This is a genomic window from Dyadobacter fanqingshengii (genome assembly GCF_023822005.2).
Classification (GTDB): Bacteria; Bacteroidota; Bacteroidia; order Cytophagales; family Spirosomataceae; genus Dyadobacter; species Dyadobacter fanqingshengii.
On sequence record NZ_CP098806.1, the window covers coordinates 4,216,328 to 4,234,244 of the forward strand.

The following is a 17,917-nucleotide window of genomic DNA, read 5'->3' on the forward strand; positions in this document are numbered from 1 at the left end:
TTACCTTTTTACAACTTTTACATCTTTGAACATAAAAGTATTATCACTAATCCGCACAGGCTTTCCACTGGTAGTTTTAACATTTTTGAGAATAACTTCCTTTGTTTTAACATAAGGGAATTTTTCCTTGTAGGAATCGTCTGTCATTTCAGGATTGAAATTGGCGAAGATAGCTGGGCCCTGGTAATTTTCCGGATGCCCGGAGTCATCGATGCGGAGGTTTTCGATGGTTATTTTTTCAGGCATATAGGCGGTGTAACCGAAATCATGTTGGCCCGAGTTTGAGCCTCCTATTAAAGCGGCGCTGATGGATTTGCCATCCGCCGGTACAAAAACGCAGTCGCGGATCACCACTTCTCCCTGCCAGGTGCTGCCATAATCGGAGCGCAGGTTAACGATGCTCCGGCCGCGGATCGTGGAATTTTCGACTAACAATAATCCGCTGCCAATGGCATTGATCCCCATGTGACCCAGGGTCGAGTTGAGGATGGTTGCATTGGCTACGCCCTGGTGGGCATCGAAACGGGAGAGCGTACAATGATCGTAAAGCAGGTTTTTGCAGAAATTAGACCCTAAAATACCCCAGTATTTATTGTCGTTGATATTATTGGTCTGGGTGCAATTGATGAAAGAGACGTTCAGGGCCCGGTTCACAGAAAGATCGTATGAGCCCATGGATACAGGCTTGCCTGCTGTGCCGATGGTGTTATATGTTTTGTGGCCCGTGAGGACGGCGTTCTTTACTGTGACATACGAGCAATCGTTAATGGTAATGAATCCACCATAAGGCGCTCCCTGATCTCCCTCGCCTGTAATGCGGTGTTCCAACCCCTCTACGAGCACATTGGATCGTCGGACCGCCATGTTCCGGCTGTAATAAGTGTACTTCGACTCGGCTTTGTTGGCAATGGTGGTGAAACGCCCGCCGCTAACCTTCAATGGTTTTTCGTCGATGGGCAAAGCGGTTATTTCAGTAATCTCGTCGAAATCCCAGATGATGGGCGCGTTCATATCCACATTGCCATTTTTGTCAACCACAAAAATATCGGTCTGCGAAGAACCATTGTTCTGATTGAGGCCAAAACGGATGTATTGCTTTACATTGGAATTGGTAACGGTTATCAGGCACGGCCCAGGCAAAGAGGTGTCGATTTTCTTCTGATTTCTTTTGAGCGAGGTGACTTTTGTCAGTTTAAATGGTTTCAGGCCTGAACTAACCATGAAAACAGAAGCATCCCGTTTTTGCACGTCGGTATCATCGATAATGAAGCCTGCCTTGCCGAAATCAGTGTCCGTTTGGATCATCACCGTCAGGTGTTTGGCACCAATGTAGTAGGTGGCGTTATCGTCGGCCTTCACTGGCAGGTTGTGCCTGTTGGCGAATGCATGCGTTGCTGCTATGACATCTATATCATCCGTTTTCCCATCTCCTTTTGCACCAAAGTTACTATAACGGACAAATCCGGTCTTTTTGAATTTGCGAAGGTCGTCAGGCGATACATTCACATGCAGTTCGCCGTTATCACCAACCGACACCTGGATTTTTCCCTTTTCCGAAGTGATGACTATGGTATCGGGCTTATTATGCTGGGCGTGAGCCAGAAATGTGCATAAAACGAGGATTATCTGAAGTGTGTACTTCATGGCAGGGGTCAGGTTATGGATCTTTACTTTTAAAAAAAGCACAGTTACCTGACCCGCTACTCTGTGAAATAAGGATTTTGGACTAAAATCAACTGCTAGATAATCTCCACCCAGCCTTCAGTACCATTCACCCGGATCCGTTGCCCGTCCTGAATCAGCTTTGTTGCCTGTTCAACGCCAACTACTGCGGGCAGCCCGTATTCGCGGGCGATGACGGCTCCGTGGGTCATGATGCCGCCCACTTCGGTTATGAGGCCTGTTATGGAAACAAAAAGGGGTGTCCAGCTGGGATCCGTGAATGTGGTGACCAGAATATCGCCTGCTTCAATATCCGCATCTTCCATGTTTAAAATAACCCGCGCACGCCCTTCGATCACCCCGGAGGAAACCGCCAGCCCGGCGATGGCTCCAACCGGGATATTTTCCCGCTTATACCGACCTGTAATGATCTCACCATCAGAGGTCATGACACGCGGCGGAGTGAGTTTTTCATATCTTGCATGATCTTCTTTTCGCTGGCTGATGATCTGCTGGTCCAGCTCATTGGTGTAGATAACCTCGGCTAGTTCCGCCAGATTAAGATAATAGATGTCCTTTTTTTCACGAAGAACATTGGCTTCCACAAGTCTTTCGGCTTCTTTCAGCAATGCAACCCGATACACAAAAGACCTGTTGACCATGCCGTATTTCGGATATTCACGGTAGCCAACCAAATTCCGGATTACGTCGATCATTTGTTTTGTTTCCCTGGCCTTTTGCGCACCGTCTGGTAATTGCCGTAATCGATCCAACAATTCTTGCTCTTTTTTGAATGCTTCCTGTTTTCCCTGCTCAAATTTCTGAGTGCTGGCATTCGGCGCGAAGTTCTTAATGTTACCGAGAATGACCGGGATGAGTATTGCGGGTTTTTCGGCCCAGCGTGTTCTTGTAATGTCTATCTCGCCGGCACAGCGCATTCCGTATTTTTGGAGAAAAGCAAGGATCGCATCGCGCGTTTCCTTACCTCCGTCCAGCTGGGGCAGGGTGTCCAGGAAATGCTCATCTTTTACTTTTTGTAAATAAGCGATTACTTCGGGATAAGGGCGGATTGCATCGGCTACATCCAATAGCGCCAGTCCCATTTCCGAAGTAACATTGTTTGGAGCGGATTGAGAAAGGGTGTCCGCAGCGTTTTTTTCTCCCAACCATTCATTCATTTTCTCATTAACCCACGATGAAGCGTTTATCGCCGTTATCAAAACATTATAGCTTCGCGGATCAAACAGATACTTTCTCCATTCCTGGATATCTTCCAATATAAAATTGATCAAATCTGCGCCGGATTTTGTTTGAATGCGTTGTTTCAGCTCTTCAACCAGCATTTCGCTCCGTTTTATCAGATCGTTAACGACTTCTACCGATGCCGTCTCTTCCAAAGCATTTGCAGGACCTTTTTGCGCGGGTTTCCGAAGATTTGCAGGCGTTGCGGTGTGATCGCTATTATCGGAATTTTCCTCAGGCAGCATTGTTATAAAATCCTTCCGTTCAAGAATGGTCAAGAGCGCATCTTTGATCAAAGGATCCGATTTCCCTAATGTGGTATTTAATATAATGTCTCTGGTGACTGGTGAGGCCAGATTTTCTGCAACGTCTACAAACAGCCTTCCACCGGCCGTGCGCATTTTTCCGGGATTTAATGAAAGAAAAAAAGACAATCCCAACGGTTTCATGGCATCCGTCATCATTTGCTGGTGGCCGACAGACACGTAGACATGCGGGCTGCCCGCAGCATTTTCCGGATCATTAGCCTGAGGAATGGGGAACAAAGTAGTGATCGGACGGCTTTGAACCACATAAAATGTGCCGTCAGCCAGGCACCATTCAATATCCTGAGGGCTGCCGAAATGTGCTTCGATCGTCCTGCCGATGCCCGAAAGCTCCAAAATTTGTTCATCTGTTATCGCTTGTGTGTCCTGCCATTCGGCTTCAATCTCCTGTTCCTGCGTGCCACCATCGGCTAGGGCATTGATACGCAACTTCTTACCCGATATTTTTTTATCCATAATACGACCCTCACGCACCTGATAATTATCCGCATTCACAAGTCCTGCAACGAGCGCCTCGCCGAGGCCGAAGCTCGCGTCAATGGATATTATCTTTCTGTTTGCAGTCACAGGGTCAGCTGTGAACATGATCCCGGCCACATCAGCGAAAACCATTTTCTGCACAACCACGGATAGCTGCACTTTGCGGTGGTCGAAATGGACAGCCGGCGTGCCTGCCTGAATGCGATAGGTTACCGCTCGATCCGTAAACAGCGAAGCCCAGCATTTGCTGATATGCGTCAGGATCGCCTCCTGGCCGATAATGTTTAGATATGTATCCTGCTGGCCCGCGAAGGAGGCTGTGGGCAGATCTTCGGCAGTTGCGCTGGACCGTACAGCAAAAGCCTCGTTTTCACCAAATTTTGTGAGATAACCGGCGATCTCATCTGCAATATTTTTCGGGATTTCTATATGCTGAATTGCTCTGCGGATTCTCGCGCTGATCTCACTGATCCGCGCCCGTTCGTCGGCTTTAACCTCTATTAGTGCATCCAACAGGCTGTTGACCTCTTCATTGTTTTCAATTATTTCCTGATAAGCTCGGGTGGTCACACAAAACCCATCCGGCACTTTTACGCTTTCGATCCTGCACAATTCACCCAGATTGGCCCCTTTGCCTCCAACCCAGGCAAGTTTTGTCCTGTCAATTTCCTCAAAACCAAGAATGTACGCGCTCTTATTTTTCATGTGCTATGTATGTTATGATTATTGTCTGTTGAGTTGCTCCGTAGCCTCGCTCATGATGTCAATGGCTTGCCGGAAGTAGGCTTCAATGATTTTGCTCTCTTCTTCCGAGAATGAAGCGAGCAGATTTTCTGACTTACTGCGAAAATCTTTATAGAGCGGCGCCAGGAGAGCCATGATGTTTTCAGTGTGCGGTTCAATGATCACCTTCCGCCGGTCTTCCGCAGCAAAGCGTCTGCTTACCAGGTTTTTCTTTTCAAACCGGTCGATCAAGCCTGTAACCGCGCCCGTCGTGAGGCCCGTCAGCGTCGAAAGCTCGCCGGCTGTCATTTGTCCTTTTTCGATCAAAAACCCCAGATACTTATGGTCTGTACCCGAAAGTCCGGCTCGCCGGGCAACGGCCTCATGCATTTGAAGCGATACATATGCATAATGCTGGCTCAGCTTTCTTATTTTTTTGAGTAGGTCATCTTCCATTTTTATCTCATTAACTAAATATCTTAGCTACAAGCTAATATTGAAATTGTGAAGCGTGCAAGTTTTTCAGGATAAATCCACGCTTGCTCTAAACAAAGTGAAGCTATCGCTCAATGATATGAGCGATAGCTTTTATCAAAAGAAGTAAATTAATGAGGATTCAAAAGTTGAAAATGGGCGCTTTCCTAGATCCTAGCTCTATAACTTGGCTAAAAATTCTATGACTAATACATTTTGAATCACATTTAAGCCTTCAAAACCTTAATCGGGTTTTCTATTGCTGCCCTGACACTTTGAAAGCTTGTTGTGATGATAGCAATTCCTGTTGTCAGCAAAGCGACAGCTATGAATATCCAAAGCGGGATGTCCGTCCGGTATGCGAAGCCTTCTAACCATTTTTGACAGATATAATAAGCGACAGGAGATGCAACTAGGAAAGCTATTAAGATCAATCCCACAAAATCTTTATAAAATAAAAGCACAATGCTGGCGGTAGACCCACCAAGGACTTTTCGCACGCCCACTTCTTTTTTTCGTTGAACTGCCGCGTAGGAGCTCAGTCCGATTAACCCAAGGCAGGATATTATAATGGTAAGAAAGGCAAAATTGACAAAGAGAGCCTTGAACTGCTGTTGGCTGCGATATTGGCGATCGAAATACTCATCCATAAAAAAATAACTGAAAGGCCTGTTTGGCATCAATTTGCCCCATTGTTCTTCAATCATTTTTATTGTTTGAGATATGTTGGCAGACGATATTTTCACGGATACCAGGTTACAATATTCGGGTTCAATGCGCATTGTCAAAGGCTGAACGCTCTCCTGAAGCGATTGAAAATGGAAGTCCTTTATCACTCCGATTATCTCACCTTCCACTCCCGATTGCCTGAACCGCTTTCCAATGGCTAACCTGGGATCGCTATATCCAAAAAGTCGTGCGGCGGTTTCATTGATGACCATTGTTTTCGCACTATCCGTTGCAAATTCCTTTGAGAACTGCCGTCCAGCAACCATTTTCATTTTGTATAATTCTATAAAGTCAAAATCTACCAAAAATTCGTGAAGCCCAGCCGTTTGAAGATCTCCACTGGAACTTTCGATTTGGGAGGATGTATTTTGATATCTACTGCCTGGAATACTTGAAGAACGTGATGCCGCAACGGTTCCGTTCATATTTGCCAGCGCGTCCCTTAAAACCGCTTTGTTTGGATCTGCGTCCGTATCCAAAACAAGAATCTGACTTTTGCTAAACCCGAGATCTTTGTTTTGCATGAAATTCATTTGAACGTAAATGACCAATGTTCCGATCATCAATGTAATGGAAATTGCGAACTGGCTTACAACCAGCGCTTTTCTAAGAAAAACGCCTTTACGGCTATGCTTAAAATGTCCTTTCAGCACCAATGCGGGTTGGAATGAAGACAACACCAGTGCCGGGTAAATTCCTGCTAATACGCCTATTCCAAGCGCAATAACGGAGAAACTCAATACAAATAAGTAATCGTCAATAATCCCTAAAATTATAGTTTTTCCGGCAAGGTCATTAAAATAAGGAATCAAGAAAGCAGTTAAAAAAACAGAAACTACAAAACCGAGCAAACAAACTAGCACTGATTCGCTGATAAATTGTTTCGCTATCCTTAACCTGCCTGCTCCCACTACTTTCCGCATCCCAACTTCCTTTGCGCGCTCGACAGAACGCGCCGTGGTTAAGTTTATAAAATTGATGCACGCGATCAACAACGTAAAAATCGCGACTGCCGTGAAGATATATACGTATGAAGCGTTTCCGGTTTCCAGCCCGCCAATGTATTTTGCGTGGAGATAAACCTCTCGTAATGGTTCCAGTGAGATCTTGTATTTTAACTTTTCTTCGGTCATAATTTTACCGGCATAACGCTGCAGAAATTCCGGGAATTTTGCAGAAAGTGTTTCGGCAGATGTATTTGGCTTCAAAAGCAAATAGGTCATAGGTTCAAACGCCGCCCATTCATTGTCTGCATCAGGCTTATATCGTTTCATCGTTGATGCTGACAGAAACATGTTGGCCTTGATTTGAGAATTTGTAGGTAAATCCTTCACGACGCCCGTCACATTGGCAACAAGCCCTTCGGCGTCAAGCAGCACGGTTTGTCCGATCGGGTCACTATCTCCAAAATATTTTTTTGCTGCCGTCTGCGTAAAAACAATGCTAAGCGGGTCTCTCAGTGCTGTTTGAGCATTGCCATGTATTAATTCGAAGTCAAACACTTTAAAAAGCGTTGAATCAGCAAATAATGTTTTTTCTTCCTGAAATTTCGCCTCGCCTTTTCTCACAAGAAAACTGACGCGGCTTAAACGGACAAAAGACTCTATTTCAGGAAAATCTCTCTTCATATTTGGCCCATAGGCCCAACTGGAACCTTTATGACTGGTTTCGCTTGAAGTTTCAATATCAGTTACGATCCTGAATATTCGGTCTGCTTTCGAGTGAAAGTTGTCGTAACTCAATTCAAAGCTTACATACAGACTGATCAGCAAACAGGCGGACATGCCTATCGCCAGTCCTAATATATTAATTGCCGAAAATCCGCGGTGTTTCCACAAATTCCGGGACGCTATCTTCAAATAATTTGTGATCATGCTTATATCATATAAGTTGGTTTACAACATTTCAAGGTTAAAAGCCTATTGTAAATGCGTTCAATAGTTAAGTTAAGGGCTATGAACACTTATACCGACTTCATTTAGCAATCGGTTAATACGGTTGATTATTTGGAAATTCTATGTGACCAGTGATTGTTCTACCATGAGAATAAAATACCAACCCATTTGCGTCACAAGCGCAAATTTCTTCGTATCCCCTATCGACATCATTCACAAAAATCCTGGAATTGTTAAAATTGTTTTTTAATATACCATAATATGTCACCGAGCGTTAACGAATTTTAACCCGATTCTAAGTATGCCCAAAACCTTCTACCAGTTACTAGTGCTTGTTCTCGTTTCCGTTCAGGCTATTGCTCAGGAGCAGATTACCATTAGTGGGTTTGTCCGCGAAAAAGGAAGTCTGGAACTGCTGCCGGGGGTGAATGTTTACCTGCTAAACTCCACCATTGGAACCGTTACCAACACGTACGGATTTTACTCGCTGACCATTCCTAAGTCCGATTCAGTTACTATTTCTTATTCTTTTGTGGGTTATGAAAGACAGGAAATAAGGACTGGGAATGTGGCCAGCCAGCAGATTGACCTTTCATTAGCCACGGCCAATCAGCTGGAAGAAGTGATTATTTCGGGCAGGCGGCAGGATGAAAAAGTGAGCGAGTCGGTGCAGATGAGCCAGATTGAAATTCCTATTTCCCAAATCAAGAAAATTCCGGCTTTTTTTGGTGAGAAGGACGTGATCCGCGTGCTGCAACTCATGCCTGGCGTCCAGAAAGGAACGGAAGGCCAAACAGGCTTGTACGTGCGCGGCGGCGGGCCCGACCAGAACCTAATTATTCTGGACGATGCTGTTGTGTATAATGCGAGCCACCTTTTTGGCTTTTTCTCCGTCTTTAACAGCGATGCGCTCAAAAGCGTTGAGCTAACAAAAGGAGGTTTTCCTGCACGCTATGGCGGGCGGCTTTCATCGGTTGTAGAAATGAATATGAAAGAAGGAAGCAAGGAAAAACTGCATGGCGAAGGCGGCATAGGGCTTATTTCTTCCCGACTGACGCTAGAAGGTCCTTTGGCAAAGAAAAAATCCTCCTTCCTCATTTCCGCGCGACGTACATACATTGACGTTCTGGCCGCACCGTTGATTGCACAACAACAAGTGGGTCAGGACAGCAAGGTGAAGCCTGGCTATTTCTTTTACGATCTCAATGCAAAAGTGAACTACGATTTCGGGGCAAAAAACAAGCTGTATGTCAGTGGCTATTTTGGCCGTGACAAGTTCAATATCAGGGAAAAGAGCTCCGACAGCCAGAACAGGTCGGGGCTGAACTGGGGCAATGCTACGGCAACATTGCGATGGAATCATTTGATCAACCAAAAGCTTTTTGTAAACACATCGCTGATTTACAGCCATTTCAATTTCAATATCTTCTCCAATGATAAGCGATATGAAAAAGGAGTGCTGACGGACGAGTTCAGCTTGAAATACAACAGCCTGATCCGGGATTACAGCCTGAAAACGGATTTTGATTACTATCTCAGTGCCCAACACAGCCTGAAATTCGGGGCACAGGTTACTGCCCATCGATTTGTTCCTTCGGCGCTGGCGCTGGAAGGTGATTTTTCAGACAGTGACATTGATCTCCAAGCCAAACCCATCAACACGATGGAAGCCGGCGCTTATGTAGAAGACACCTGGCATCCGTTTACCACATTAAAGGTGAATGGCGGTTTCCGGTTAAGTTTTTTTGAAACAAACTCTAAAATATATGTGCGTCCGGAACCGAGGATTTCGGCTGCCTTGAAGCTTGCAAAGGATTTCTCTATGAAGGCCTCCTATGCCAAAATGAACCAGTATGTGCATCTTTTGAGCAATACGGGACTTGGGTTGCCTACCGATCTTTGGGTCCCGACCACAGATCGGGTTGCGCCGCAACAATCCAGCCAGGTTGCATTTGGCTTTGCAAAAGATCTAGAAAAGCCCGGCCTCGCGCTGACATTGGAAGGTTATTATAAGAAAATGAACAACATTATCAGTTATAAGGAAGGCTCATCATTTATCAGTTTGGATGGCGATAATGCCAACGAACTGAACTGGGAGGATAACATTACCACCGGAAAAGGCTGGTCATACGGCGCTGAATTTATGGTGCAAAAGAAAACAGGAAAGCTTTCTGGCTGGGTAGGATACACATTATCCTGGACACAGTGGAAATTCCCCGAACTCAATTTTGGCAAAACATTCTACCCCCGCTACGACCGCCGCAACGACCTTTCCGTTGTTGGGATTTACGAACTCAGCAAACGCATCACACTATCGGCGACGTGGGTTTACGGAACAGGAAATGCACTTACGATCCCGATTTCGAAGTTTATGACCTATGAAAACCGTTTAGTGCCTAATAACTGGGGCATACCGGCCAACAGCGGCAGTGTCACCAATGAATACGGAGAGAAAAACGGTTTTCGGGCGGAGCCCTATCATCGGATGGACGTTGCCATCCAGTTTCATAAGAAGAAAAAACGGCATGAACGAACCTGGGAATTTGGACTTTACAATGCATATAGCCGCAGAAATCCGTTTTTCTATAACATTAATTCAAAGCTGGATGAAAATACAGGCCAACGAACCAACGTCCTGACGCGCTATTCGCTGTTTCCTGTGCTTCCTTCCTTTAGCTATAATTTTAAATTCTGATCGAACATGCGCTTCACAAAGGCCTTGAATCATATAAATAAGCCGGTGTTTTTTCTGTTGCTGGTATGCGCTGGTTTGTTGTCCGGATGTGAAGGTCTGATCAACGACCTGGATCAGGATAAGCTTCCCAAAGTTGAGATCAAACTGGCCGTTTCCTGCTATATATCACCACAAAACCCCCGCCTGGAAGCGATTATCACCGAATCGCAGCCTATTTTCGGGCCGGCGAGCTATAACCCGGTGATTGTTACAAATGCAGAAGTGATCCTGGCGGATGATGTCAATCAGGTCCGGCTTGTTTTTGATGATTCTCTTCAGAATTACGTTGCAGATAGCAGCGCCTTCAAGATCGTCGCGGGTAAATCCTATACATTGACGGTTAATGATGGAAAGAGGTTTGTTAAGGCAGAATGTACGGTGCCATTCAACTCAGTAAAAACAATGGATCTGGCAGTTGATAAAGAATGGAATGGATATGGAACTGATTCGTCGGCCTGGTTCAAATTTACTTGGGAAGATATAAAGGGAGAGAGCAATTATTATGCGCTTCGCGGCGCCTATACGCTGGAAGAAACGGTGCCCCAATTTTATCCCGAGACTGGCGAAACTTCCCCGTTCCGTCATAGTAACAGATATGATATGTATGCTTATGGCAGAGGGACCTACAATGATATTAACCTGGACGGAATTAAGTTCAATGCACCCAGAAGCGGTGTTTACCTAAGTCCGAGAAGAACAATCACCTATCGGGACAAGAATGGTGTCGAAAAATCGGTTGACAACGATCCCCGCCTGCGCGACGTGCGGGTGGAAGTCATGTGCATTGACGAGCATTACTATAAATTCAGACGATCATTAGAAAACAACGATGACAATCCTTTTGTAGAACCGACGTTAGTATATACCAACATTGAAGGTGGTCTGGGCTGTTTTGCATCTTTTAATGCCGTAGGCCTGACCGTTAATCCCTAGCTTACATTTAAAGACATGTAATGATGGAAATGCAGATTTCAGTTTTGCCCTGAACCGCAGAAAAAAACAATGACGAAGCAGCTGCTTCGTCATTGTAATTATATCCTCGAATCAAATCCAATCCTAGTATTTCAGCTCCTTAATGCGTTTAATAACGCGGTTTGCAATGATCTGGTAACCCTTATCATTCAAATGGATTTCATCAGAGCCAACATCCGCTCTCAGCCCTCTCGGGAAATTAAAATTTTCCAGATCCGTTCTGTCGTCATTTGACGGGCTATAACTGATCTCTGCGAGCTCGGCATCCGTTGGCGGTGTCATTTCCACGAATGATTTACCATATTTAGCCGCCAGTTTTTCGTTAATTGCAGCAACCTGATCAAAATTTTCAGTCCCTTTCCTGTCCGATTGTGCAAGCAGGACGCCTACAACAATGTAGCGCGCCGGAGCTGCAATGTAGGCTATTGAACTGTCCAGGGCAGCAATAATCTGTTCTTCGGCATCTGGTTTCCCAATGTTATTCCGGCCGTACCATAAGATCTGGGTGGCTGTTTTTAGCCGGGAAGCGTCATCCAATATAAATTCCGAATCAGCGGGAACATCCAGCACGCTAACCGTGGCTGGCGTGATGGTGTAATTTTCGCCTGATTCACTGGCAGTTCGCCGGATGGTGCACCTTACGCCGCCGATCGAGCCTGTTCGGCTGTATTCGTCGTAATTTGTAGGTGTGGATAAAAATTGATTGCTCAATTTCGTGATCTTGACTGGCTTAATGCCATTCAGCTTATCGCCTTCGATAGAAATAGTCAACGGCGTGCCGCCCTGTCTCACAGCAATACGTGACGCAACTTGCCCCACAATTCCGTCGCTCAGAACCGGCCTGCCTGATAGTGCGGCCGCCACAATGCTTCCATAGGGCGCCGTCCCACCGGCTCCAATCGTGAGGCTGTCCCCAAAAAATGCCAGTGTTTTGTCCCTGTCCGGCACTTGTTCTTCGTCATCAACTTTATCGCTCTTTGGAAAAATATCTTCTATTAATCCTTCGCAGGACGATAATAGTGTGGTTGTGAAAATGGCCGCCCCAGAATGGAGAAAGAAACGCCTGCGGCTTAGTGAATGGTCTGGATTCTTAATGTGCGGTTTGGTCTTCTGATCTTCAATCATTTTTAGAAGAAATATGGGGTTGTGCTTACCATCTCTTCAACAATAATCATTCCAACCAAAAACTCATTAATTTACCGTTGAATCAAAAAAATTTGTTGCATTTTTCCACGCTCTGTTCCTTTGCAGAAAATCACATAGCCATGGAACAATATTCTTACAACTTGCAGGTTTAATTGAAGCAGGATTAGTAATTCTAATGCTTTTCATTGGATACAAGATCGTCCAGAGCCTCGAAGTAACTTCCCCTAAAAAGTAGTACAATTCTGAGATCGCCGATTGACCGAGGATTAGCCCGAAATAATCATGGCTTCTCACTTTGCCAAACGCGAAATCTCAGAAAAAACTGGCCGTTGATCTCGCGTATGGAATATTGAGGTGAGCCCGAAATGTTGCTGATGGGCGCTAAAATATTAATTCCTGTCTGAAACCGACCGATTTTGTAAGCAAGTCCTGCTTTAAAATAGAAAATATCAGTATTTAAAAGCGGATTAAGCTCCTTCGGGCCTTTCAACGAAACGTATTCACCTTCCAACGGTTTGTCATTGCGATTGTACATTTGCACCCGCATCAATGCGCCGGACGTCCGGCTGTATCCAATGCCCGCCCCGACCGACAACCCCTTAACAACCTGATAATGATATTGCAACGCCACATTGAAGCCGACCGTTTTTATCAAATCCGTATTGCGATACCAATGCGCGGAATCTACTCCCGGAATCGAGTCTGTGGCCTGCGCTAACCGTTTGTTATTGCCAAAGTATGGCTGGCGGGCCTGCATGGTAAGCGTCAATGAATGCTTTTCCCTAAACGATTTTGTAACCCAAATTCCGGGAATGAGCAGCGACGCGGGTTTTCTTACGCTGTCAATGCTATTAAAGAGAAAATCCGTCCGTTTAAATGGCGCATTTACATTCCATACAAGTCCGACTTCAAAAGCGTTGCCCACCGCCTCTTTTGGCGCATTTTTCACAATGTTGACCTCGCCTTTCGGATTAACCTTTATCTTTTTGGAAAAATCAGGATTAAAGACGTATGCTTTAAACGGCAATGATAAAAGCGACGATAGGGCTGCCTGCCTCGTGTTATTTGCATTGCTTACAGCGTTTTCGGTGCCGGCCGCTCTGTTTTTCGATTTCTCTTCCTGGCTTTCCACACTATATCCAGTTGCCTGCTTACTTCGGGTCGCTTTTTTGCTTACATATGCTTTTTCAGTTGATAGTGCTTCTTTATGATCCGGCGCGTCAATGTTCGGAACTGTTTGCTTGTTCGAAAACACCTCATTATTTGTAAATGCTTCTTTGATCGACTTCTCTTCCCTTACGCTTCCTTCCTTATTTCCGGTCCTGTTGGTTAATGAATCTTTGTAAGCAGGCGTGTCGCTTTTATTTGCTATTTCGGGCGTTGCCTTTGTGCTGTTGATGGCGTTTTTATTTTTGGCAAAATCACTTTTGGCATTATCGTGATTCAAAAACAAGACCACTCCTGAAACGGTAAGCCCAAGCAATGTTATTCCACAAACCAGTTTCAATGCGCTGCTGGAAATCGTATTAAATACATTGCGCGAATGTCCGGTCGGCACTTTCGGGTTGAACATATCGTTCATTTTCCCCCATGCCTCATCGGCCGGAACTTCCGCGTCCGGCAGTTTCCCGGAGAAAAATTTGTCGATATTTTTGTTTTTGTTTTTCACATTAAAAGATCTTTTCAAATATTACTTTCAGCTTTTTTCGGCCTTCGCTCAAATGCCATTTAACCGTACCATCCGAAATGTCCAACGATTCTCCAATTTCCTTAATGCTAAAACCATCCAGATAAAACAAACCGAACACGCGGCGTGTGGCCACGGGTAACGCGGATAAGTAAACGATAATGTCGGCAGCATCGAGCCTGTCAAATGGATTTTCATCGGACTCGAAACGCATATCATCCTTGATTTCTTCGTAATCAAAATGCTGCGTTTTGCTGTCCCGGAGCTGTGTTAGTGCCGCATTCCTGACCGTTGTGTACAGCCAATTGAAAAACTCGCCTTTCTGGTCATCAAACTGATCTATGTTTTTGAAAACTCTTAACATTCCATTATTAACGGCAGTCAATATTTCATGTTTGTCATCGAAAAATTTCCTGCATAATGCAAAAAGCACAGGATAAAACTGGCGATACAGCTTCTCCTGGGCCTGACGATCCTGACGCCGACAACCCGCTAATATTTCCTCTAATTTATCCAATGCCGAATGTTAACAACCGTCAGGTTCAATGTCCCTGACGGCCGGGAATCGATAATTGCTTACTAAAACTATAATGATTTTTTTGTAAAAATTACCTCGTTGTCATAAGGCCAGCTGATCTCATAACCCGCTCCCAATTTCCTGAGCGTGCCCTGAAAATTCTTTCCACCAGCACTGACGTGAAGTTGATACGTAGAATCGGGGCTAATGTTGTTTCTATCAAGATAGATCGTCGCTTCGGATGGTGCCGTTCCCGCTTCACAAGGAAAGCCGCCCAGCACTTCATTCAATCTGACATCGATCGTCCCAAAATTATTCATGGCGCTGTACGAAATTTGGTTATTCCGACAATTGTAAGGCTTTTTGGTAACTACTTTTAGCCGAAGATAGGCTAGCGAGTCCTGCAATATGGCAGGAGTTATCAGGAATTCATCTCCTGCTTTAAAGGCTTGCCTGCTCGTTGTGTCCACATGGTTTAAGCCATCGCCTCCGCCTTTCAAAGTGTCGGGGACAAAAATACTGTCACCCGGAATGCTGTCTCCCGGGATCGAGTCTCCCGGAAAATTACCGAGGGAATCAGCGCCTGCACGTAACGAACTTGGTTCAGGATCATTAAGCTTACTTCGCTCGCAGGCAGCGAGCTGGATCAGTCCAAGGAAAATGATGACAATAATCAGCTTCTCTGTTTTCATGACATTGTAGTTTAAATGAATGACAGGTAATTGCGGCCTGTCAATAAAATAAACTACATGAGATGCAGTGAAGGTTGGGTACATAAATTCAAAAACCTAAAATTTCTCTACTGAGTCTTTCCGCCAGCCGATGAATGGCCCGATTTCGTCTATAACAGCGGCAAATTTTACATTATAATGTCCTGAAAATGAGATAGTAGGTCGTTTCCAGGGGTTTGTCGATGTTTTAATGCTTCCGGCAGATTTTGTTTTTTTAGTGAAAGGCGCTCCCGTACTATTGTATCACCAGACGCAAGGGCGACTGGAAAAAGAAAACCTTTTAAATCAGAAAAATCATGAAAACGCTTATTTCCTCCCTGGTAATCGCCGCAGCAGTGGCCATGTCATCGGCTAGTTTCGCTCAAAGCAACCATACATTCGGTGTTTCCAAAGAAACCAAAGATGTGAATTTCGAAGTAAAATCAATTGTAGAGGGTAAAATTGATGTTACGGTTATGAAAAACAAAGGCGAAAGTCTTTCTATCAAACTAACCGATACGAACGGAAACACACTTGCTACCAAGGCATTGGATAAAAATGATCCTGCATCGCGTGTACGGTTTAACCTGAACGAGCTTCCAAACGGTATTTACCATGTGGTGATCACCGAAGGCACATTCAAGGAAACCAAAGAAGTGATCCTGGATACGCAAAATGTGGATAGTTACCGGACCATTACGATGGGTTAACACGCCGCGGCCTGCCTGTCGAATGTTAAAACCTGATACTCAGGCCGCCATTAACCAATCCCTTGAAGCCATAACCCACCTCCACAAAACCCCCGACGTCTTTTCCCACCCGCACGCCAATGGGCGAATAATGCAGGGTTGGCGACATATAGGAAGTGTCGGAAATGCCATCATATTCATTTGTCCAGGAACCAAAAAAACCAGCGCCAATGGACGAATACAAATTGATGTTTGGCCTTTTTAAATAAAAGAAATTGGTTTCGGCTGCAATAGACAATGTCCTGGGACGAGGACCGTTATCGATCCATTTAAAAAAGCGGGTTTCATGCGCAGCTGCATTATATGCTCCACTCGCGCCTAATGAAAATTTTTCGGAAAGATGGTATTTGTAACTTAATGAAAAGGCAAAATCATTCACTTCTTTTTCGGGAAGCCGGCCTGATAACGCTAAAAAGAAAACGGTAAAAATTTCGGCAGCGACATCTTCAGTTGGCATGATTCCAAAACCAATATTAAGCTCACTCTTCCCTTTATCCTGCGCAATGCAGGGAATAATGGTGCAGCTCATCATTACAATTTGTAAAATGAAAGTTTTCATAGTCAGAATGGTTAGGTGAATGAAAAGGGCAACAGGACCAGCGTTTTTGTCCTAATCAAAGTAACTTGAATGATATTAATTTATATCTTGTCCTGCGACATAGATACACGTTGTCCTACGACAAGATTTTGATGAAAACCGCGGGAGAAATTAAGCCATTGGAGCGCATACTCGAAGCTTCGCAGTTCATGCTGTCAGAAGAAGGGAAGGAGCGTTTCACAAAAAACCTGAAACGTTTCATTATTCCAAAAGGGCGGATCTTAGTGGATCTTGGGCAAGTTAGTCCTAATCTTTACCTGATAGAAAAAGGCGTCATGCGCACGTATTATCTGCGCGGTTCGGAAGACATTACGTCGCTGCTGGTTTCGGACGGGGACATTGTCTGCATTGCGGAGAGTTTTTTGCTGCAGCAATTATCCAATGAAGTGCTCGAAACGCTCGAAGATACCATCGTATATGCGATTGGGTACGACGCTTACCGGAAACTGGTTGAAGAAGACGCTTATATGGCCGGTTTGGCTGTTAAACTATTGGAACAGCACCTGATCAATTTCACAGACCGCGTCAAAGTTTTTAAATATTTGTCTGTTGAACAGCGTATTGAACATTATGTAAATCAACCTTCATCATTGTTCCGCCGCATTCCCGACCATTACATTGCAACCTATTTAGGAACAACGGCAGCCACATTTAGCCGGTGCCTTAAGACTATTAATTTTGACAAAAGCCGTAAATAAACGTTAGTCTATTTACGGCTTTTCATATTTTATCAAATGCAAAAAACGCATTTATTAACCAGCCTGTTCAACAGCTTTTGGCTTGCGTCCGCGTGGCTTTCCTGTGTAAGCGGGCTTTGGTTCAGAGCTTGCCAAAGCCAATTCGTATCCTACAACGCCCTCCTCGTAATTGAACGGTGTTGCTGTAAATGTATATTTTGAAGTATCAAAAGCTACGCCGCCTTGTTTCAGGATAATAGCAAGAGGGATTACATATCCTCTGCCGCTTTTCACTAATTCAAATGTATCTGCTTCTCCGTCAGCCGGGATAAGATATACTGTATTGATCTTTCTTTTTCCCTGATCTGTTCCAACTTTGAATCGCGTTGTATCCGCTTCAATTCCCAATTCTTCAAGAGCTGCAACCGGAAAGACAATTTTACCAGTTGCAGAAATGTAGCCGGCTGGCTTAGGCTTTGATTTGGTCACCTCACTTTTTGAAACATTTTGCTGAGGTGAAAAAAACTTAATTGATTTAGCTTTCATAAATTATGAATTAAAATTAGCAGTTATGTCGGGCGAAATTAATCATTATA

Annotated in this window: 14 protein-coding genes; 4 read left to right on the forward strand and 10 right to left on the reverse strand. The window is 44.7% G+C overall.

Annotated elements, in window-relative coordinates; all coding sequences use genetic code 11:
* From NFI81_RS17475 to NFI81_RS17490, 4 genes are all read right to left on the reverse strand, one after another.
* The gene (locus NFI81_RS17475) at positions 1-1,644 is read right to left on the reverse strand and encodes a hypothetical protein (RefSeq protein WP_234611191.1); all 1,644 of its coding nucleotides are present in this window, start codon (positions 1,642-1,644) and stop codon (positions 1-3) included.
* Between the two features lie 95 nt (positions 1,645-1,739).
* Positions 1,740-4,415 carry a phosphoenolpyruvate synthase gene (ppsA, locus tag NFI81_RS17480; RefSeq protein WP_234611190.1) on the reverse strand — a complete coding sequence of 892 codons (2,676 nt, stop codon included), beginning with the start codon at positions 4,413-4,415 and terminating at the stop codon, positions 1,740-1,742.
* Positions 4,416-4,433: 18 nt separating this feature from the next.
* On the reverse strand, positions 4,434-4,889 hold the full coding sequence (locus NFI81_RS17485) for a MarR family winged helix-turn-helix transcriptional regulator (RefSeq protein ID WP_234611189.1): 456 nt from the start codon (positions 4,887-4,889) through the stop codon (positions 4,434-4,436).
* 245 nt (positions 4,890-5,134) lie between these two features.
* Positions 5,135-7,510 carry an ABC transporter permease gene (locus NFI81_RS17490; protein ID WP_234611188.1) on the reverse strand — a complete coding sequence of 792 codons (2,376 nt, stop codon included), beginning with the start codon at positions 7,508-7,510 and terminating at the stop codon, positions 5,135-5,137.
* Between the two features lie 322 nt (positions 7,511-7,832).
* Here NFI81_RS17490 and NFI81_RS17495 point away from each other — a divergent pair, with 322 nt between their 5' ends.
* Both NFI81_RS17495 and NFI81_RS17500 read left to right on the forward strand, forming a co-directional pair.
* Entirely contained in the window at positions 7,833-10,226 is a 2,394-nt protein-coding gene (locus tag NFI81_RS17495) for a TonB-dependent receptor (protein ID WP_234611187.1), read from the forward strand.
* A gap of 6 nt (positions 10,227-10,232) precedes the next feature.
* On the forward strand, positions 10,233-11,198 hold the full coding sequence (locus tag NFI81_RS17500; protein WP_234611186.1) for a DUF4249 domain-containing protein: 966 nt from the start codon (positions 10,233-10,235) through the stop codon (positions 11,196-11,198).
* Between the two features lie 123 nt (positions 11,199-11,321).
* Here the strand turns inward: NFI81_RS17500 and NFI81_RS17505 are convergent, their stop codons facing one another.
* From NFI81_RS17505 to NFI81_RS17520, 4 genes are all read right to left on the reverse strand, one after another.
* The gene (locus NFI81_RS17505) at positions 11,322-12,362 is read right to left on the reverse strand and encodes an SGNH/GDSL hydrolase family protein (RefSeq protein ID WP_234611185.1); all 1,041 of its coding nucleotides are present in this window, start codon (positions 12,360-12,362) and stop codon (positions 11,322-11,324) included.
* 301 nt (positions 12,363-12,663) lie between these two features.
* Positions 12,664-14,070 carry a hypothetical protein gene (locus tag NFI81_RS17510; RefSeq protein ID WP_234611184.1) on the reverse strand — a complete coding sequence of 469 codons (1,407 nt, stop codon included), beginning with the start codon at positions 14,068-14,070 and terminating at the stop codon, positions 12,664-12,666.
* A complete protein-coding gene (locus NFI81_RS17515) occupies positions 14,054-14,587 on the reverse strand; it encodes an RNA polymerase sigma factor (protein WP_234611183.1) in 534 nt (177 codons plus the stop codon). The genes NFI81_RS17510 and NFI81_RS17515 overlap by 17 nt, the downstream gene beginning before the upstream one ends.
* A 68-nt stretch (positions 14,588-14,655) precedes the next feature.
* Positions 14,656-15,279, reverse strand: coding sequence for a hypothetical protein (locus tag NFI81_RS17520; protein ID WP_234611182.1), 624 nt, complete (start codon positions 15,277-15,279; stop codon positions 14,656-14,658).
* A 335-nt stretch (positions 15,280-15,614) separates the two neighbouring features.
* Between NFI81_RS17520 and NFI81_RS17525 the strand changes: the two genes are divergently transcribed.
* The gene (locus NFI81_RS17525) at positions 15,615-16,007 is read left to right on the forward strand and encodes a T9SS type A sorting domain-containing protein (protein ID WP_234611181.1); all 393 of its coding nucleotides are present in this window, start codon (positions 15,615-15,617) and stop codon (positions 16,005-16,007) included.
* A gap of 25 nt (positions 16,008-16,032) precedes the next feature.
* Here NFI81_RS17525 and NFI81_RS17530 read toward each other — a convergent pair whose 3' ends face one another.
* Complete coding sequence (locus NFI81_RS17530; RefSeq protein ID WP_234611180.1) at positions 16,033-16,605, reverse strand: hypothetical protein; 573 nt, start codon at positions 16,603-16,605, stop codon at positions 16,033-16,035.
* Between the two features lie 131 nt (positions 16,606-16,736).
* Between NFI81_RS17530 and NFI81_RS17535 the strand changes: the two genes are divergently transcribed.
* Positions 16,737-17,342 (forward strand): Crp/Fnr family transcriptional regulator, encoded by a 606-nt coding sequence (locus tag NFI81_RS17535; protein WP_234611179.1) that lies wholly within the window; start codon positions 16,737-16,739, stop codon positions 17,340-17,342.
* Between the two features lie 54 nt (positions 17,343-17,396).
* On the opposite strand, the gene NFI81_RS17540 is transcribed toward NFI81_RS17535, so the two are convergent.
* Positions 17,397-17,867: a hypothetical protein gene (locus NFI81_RS17540; RefSeq protein WP_234611178.1), complete on the reverse strand. Its 471-nt coding sequence runs from the start codon at positions 17,865-17,867 to the stop codon at positions 17,397-17,399.
* Positions 17,868-17,917: the final 50 nt, after the last annotated feature.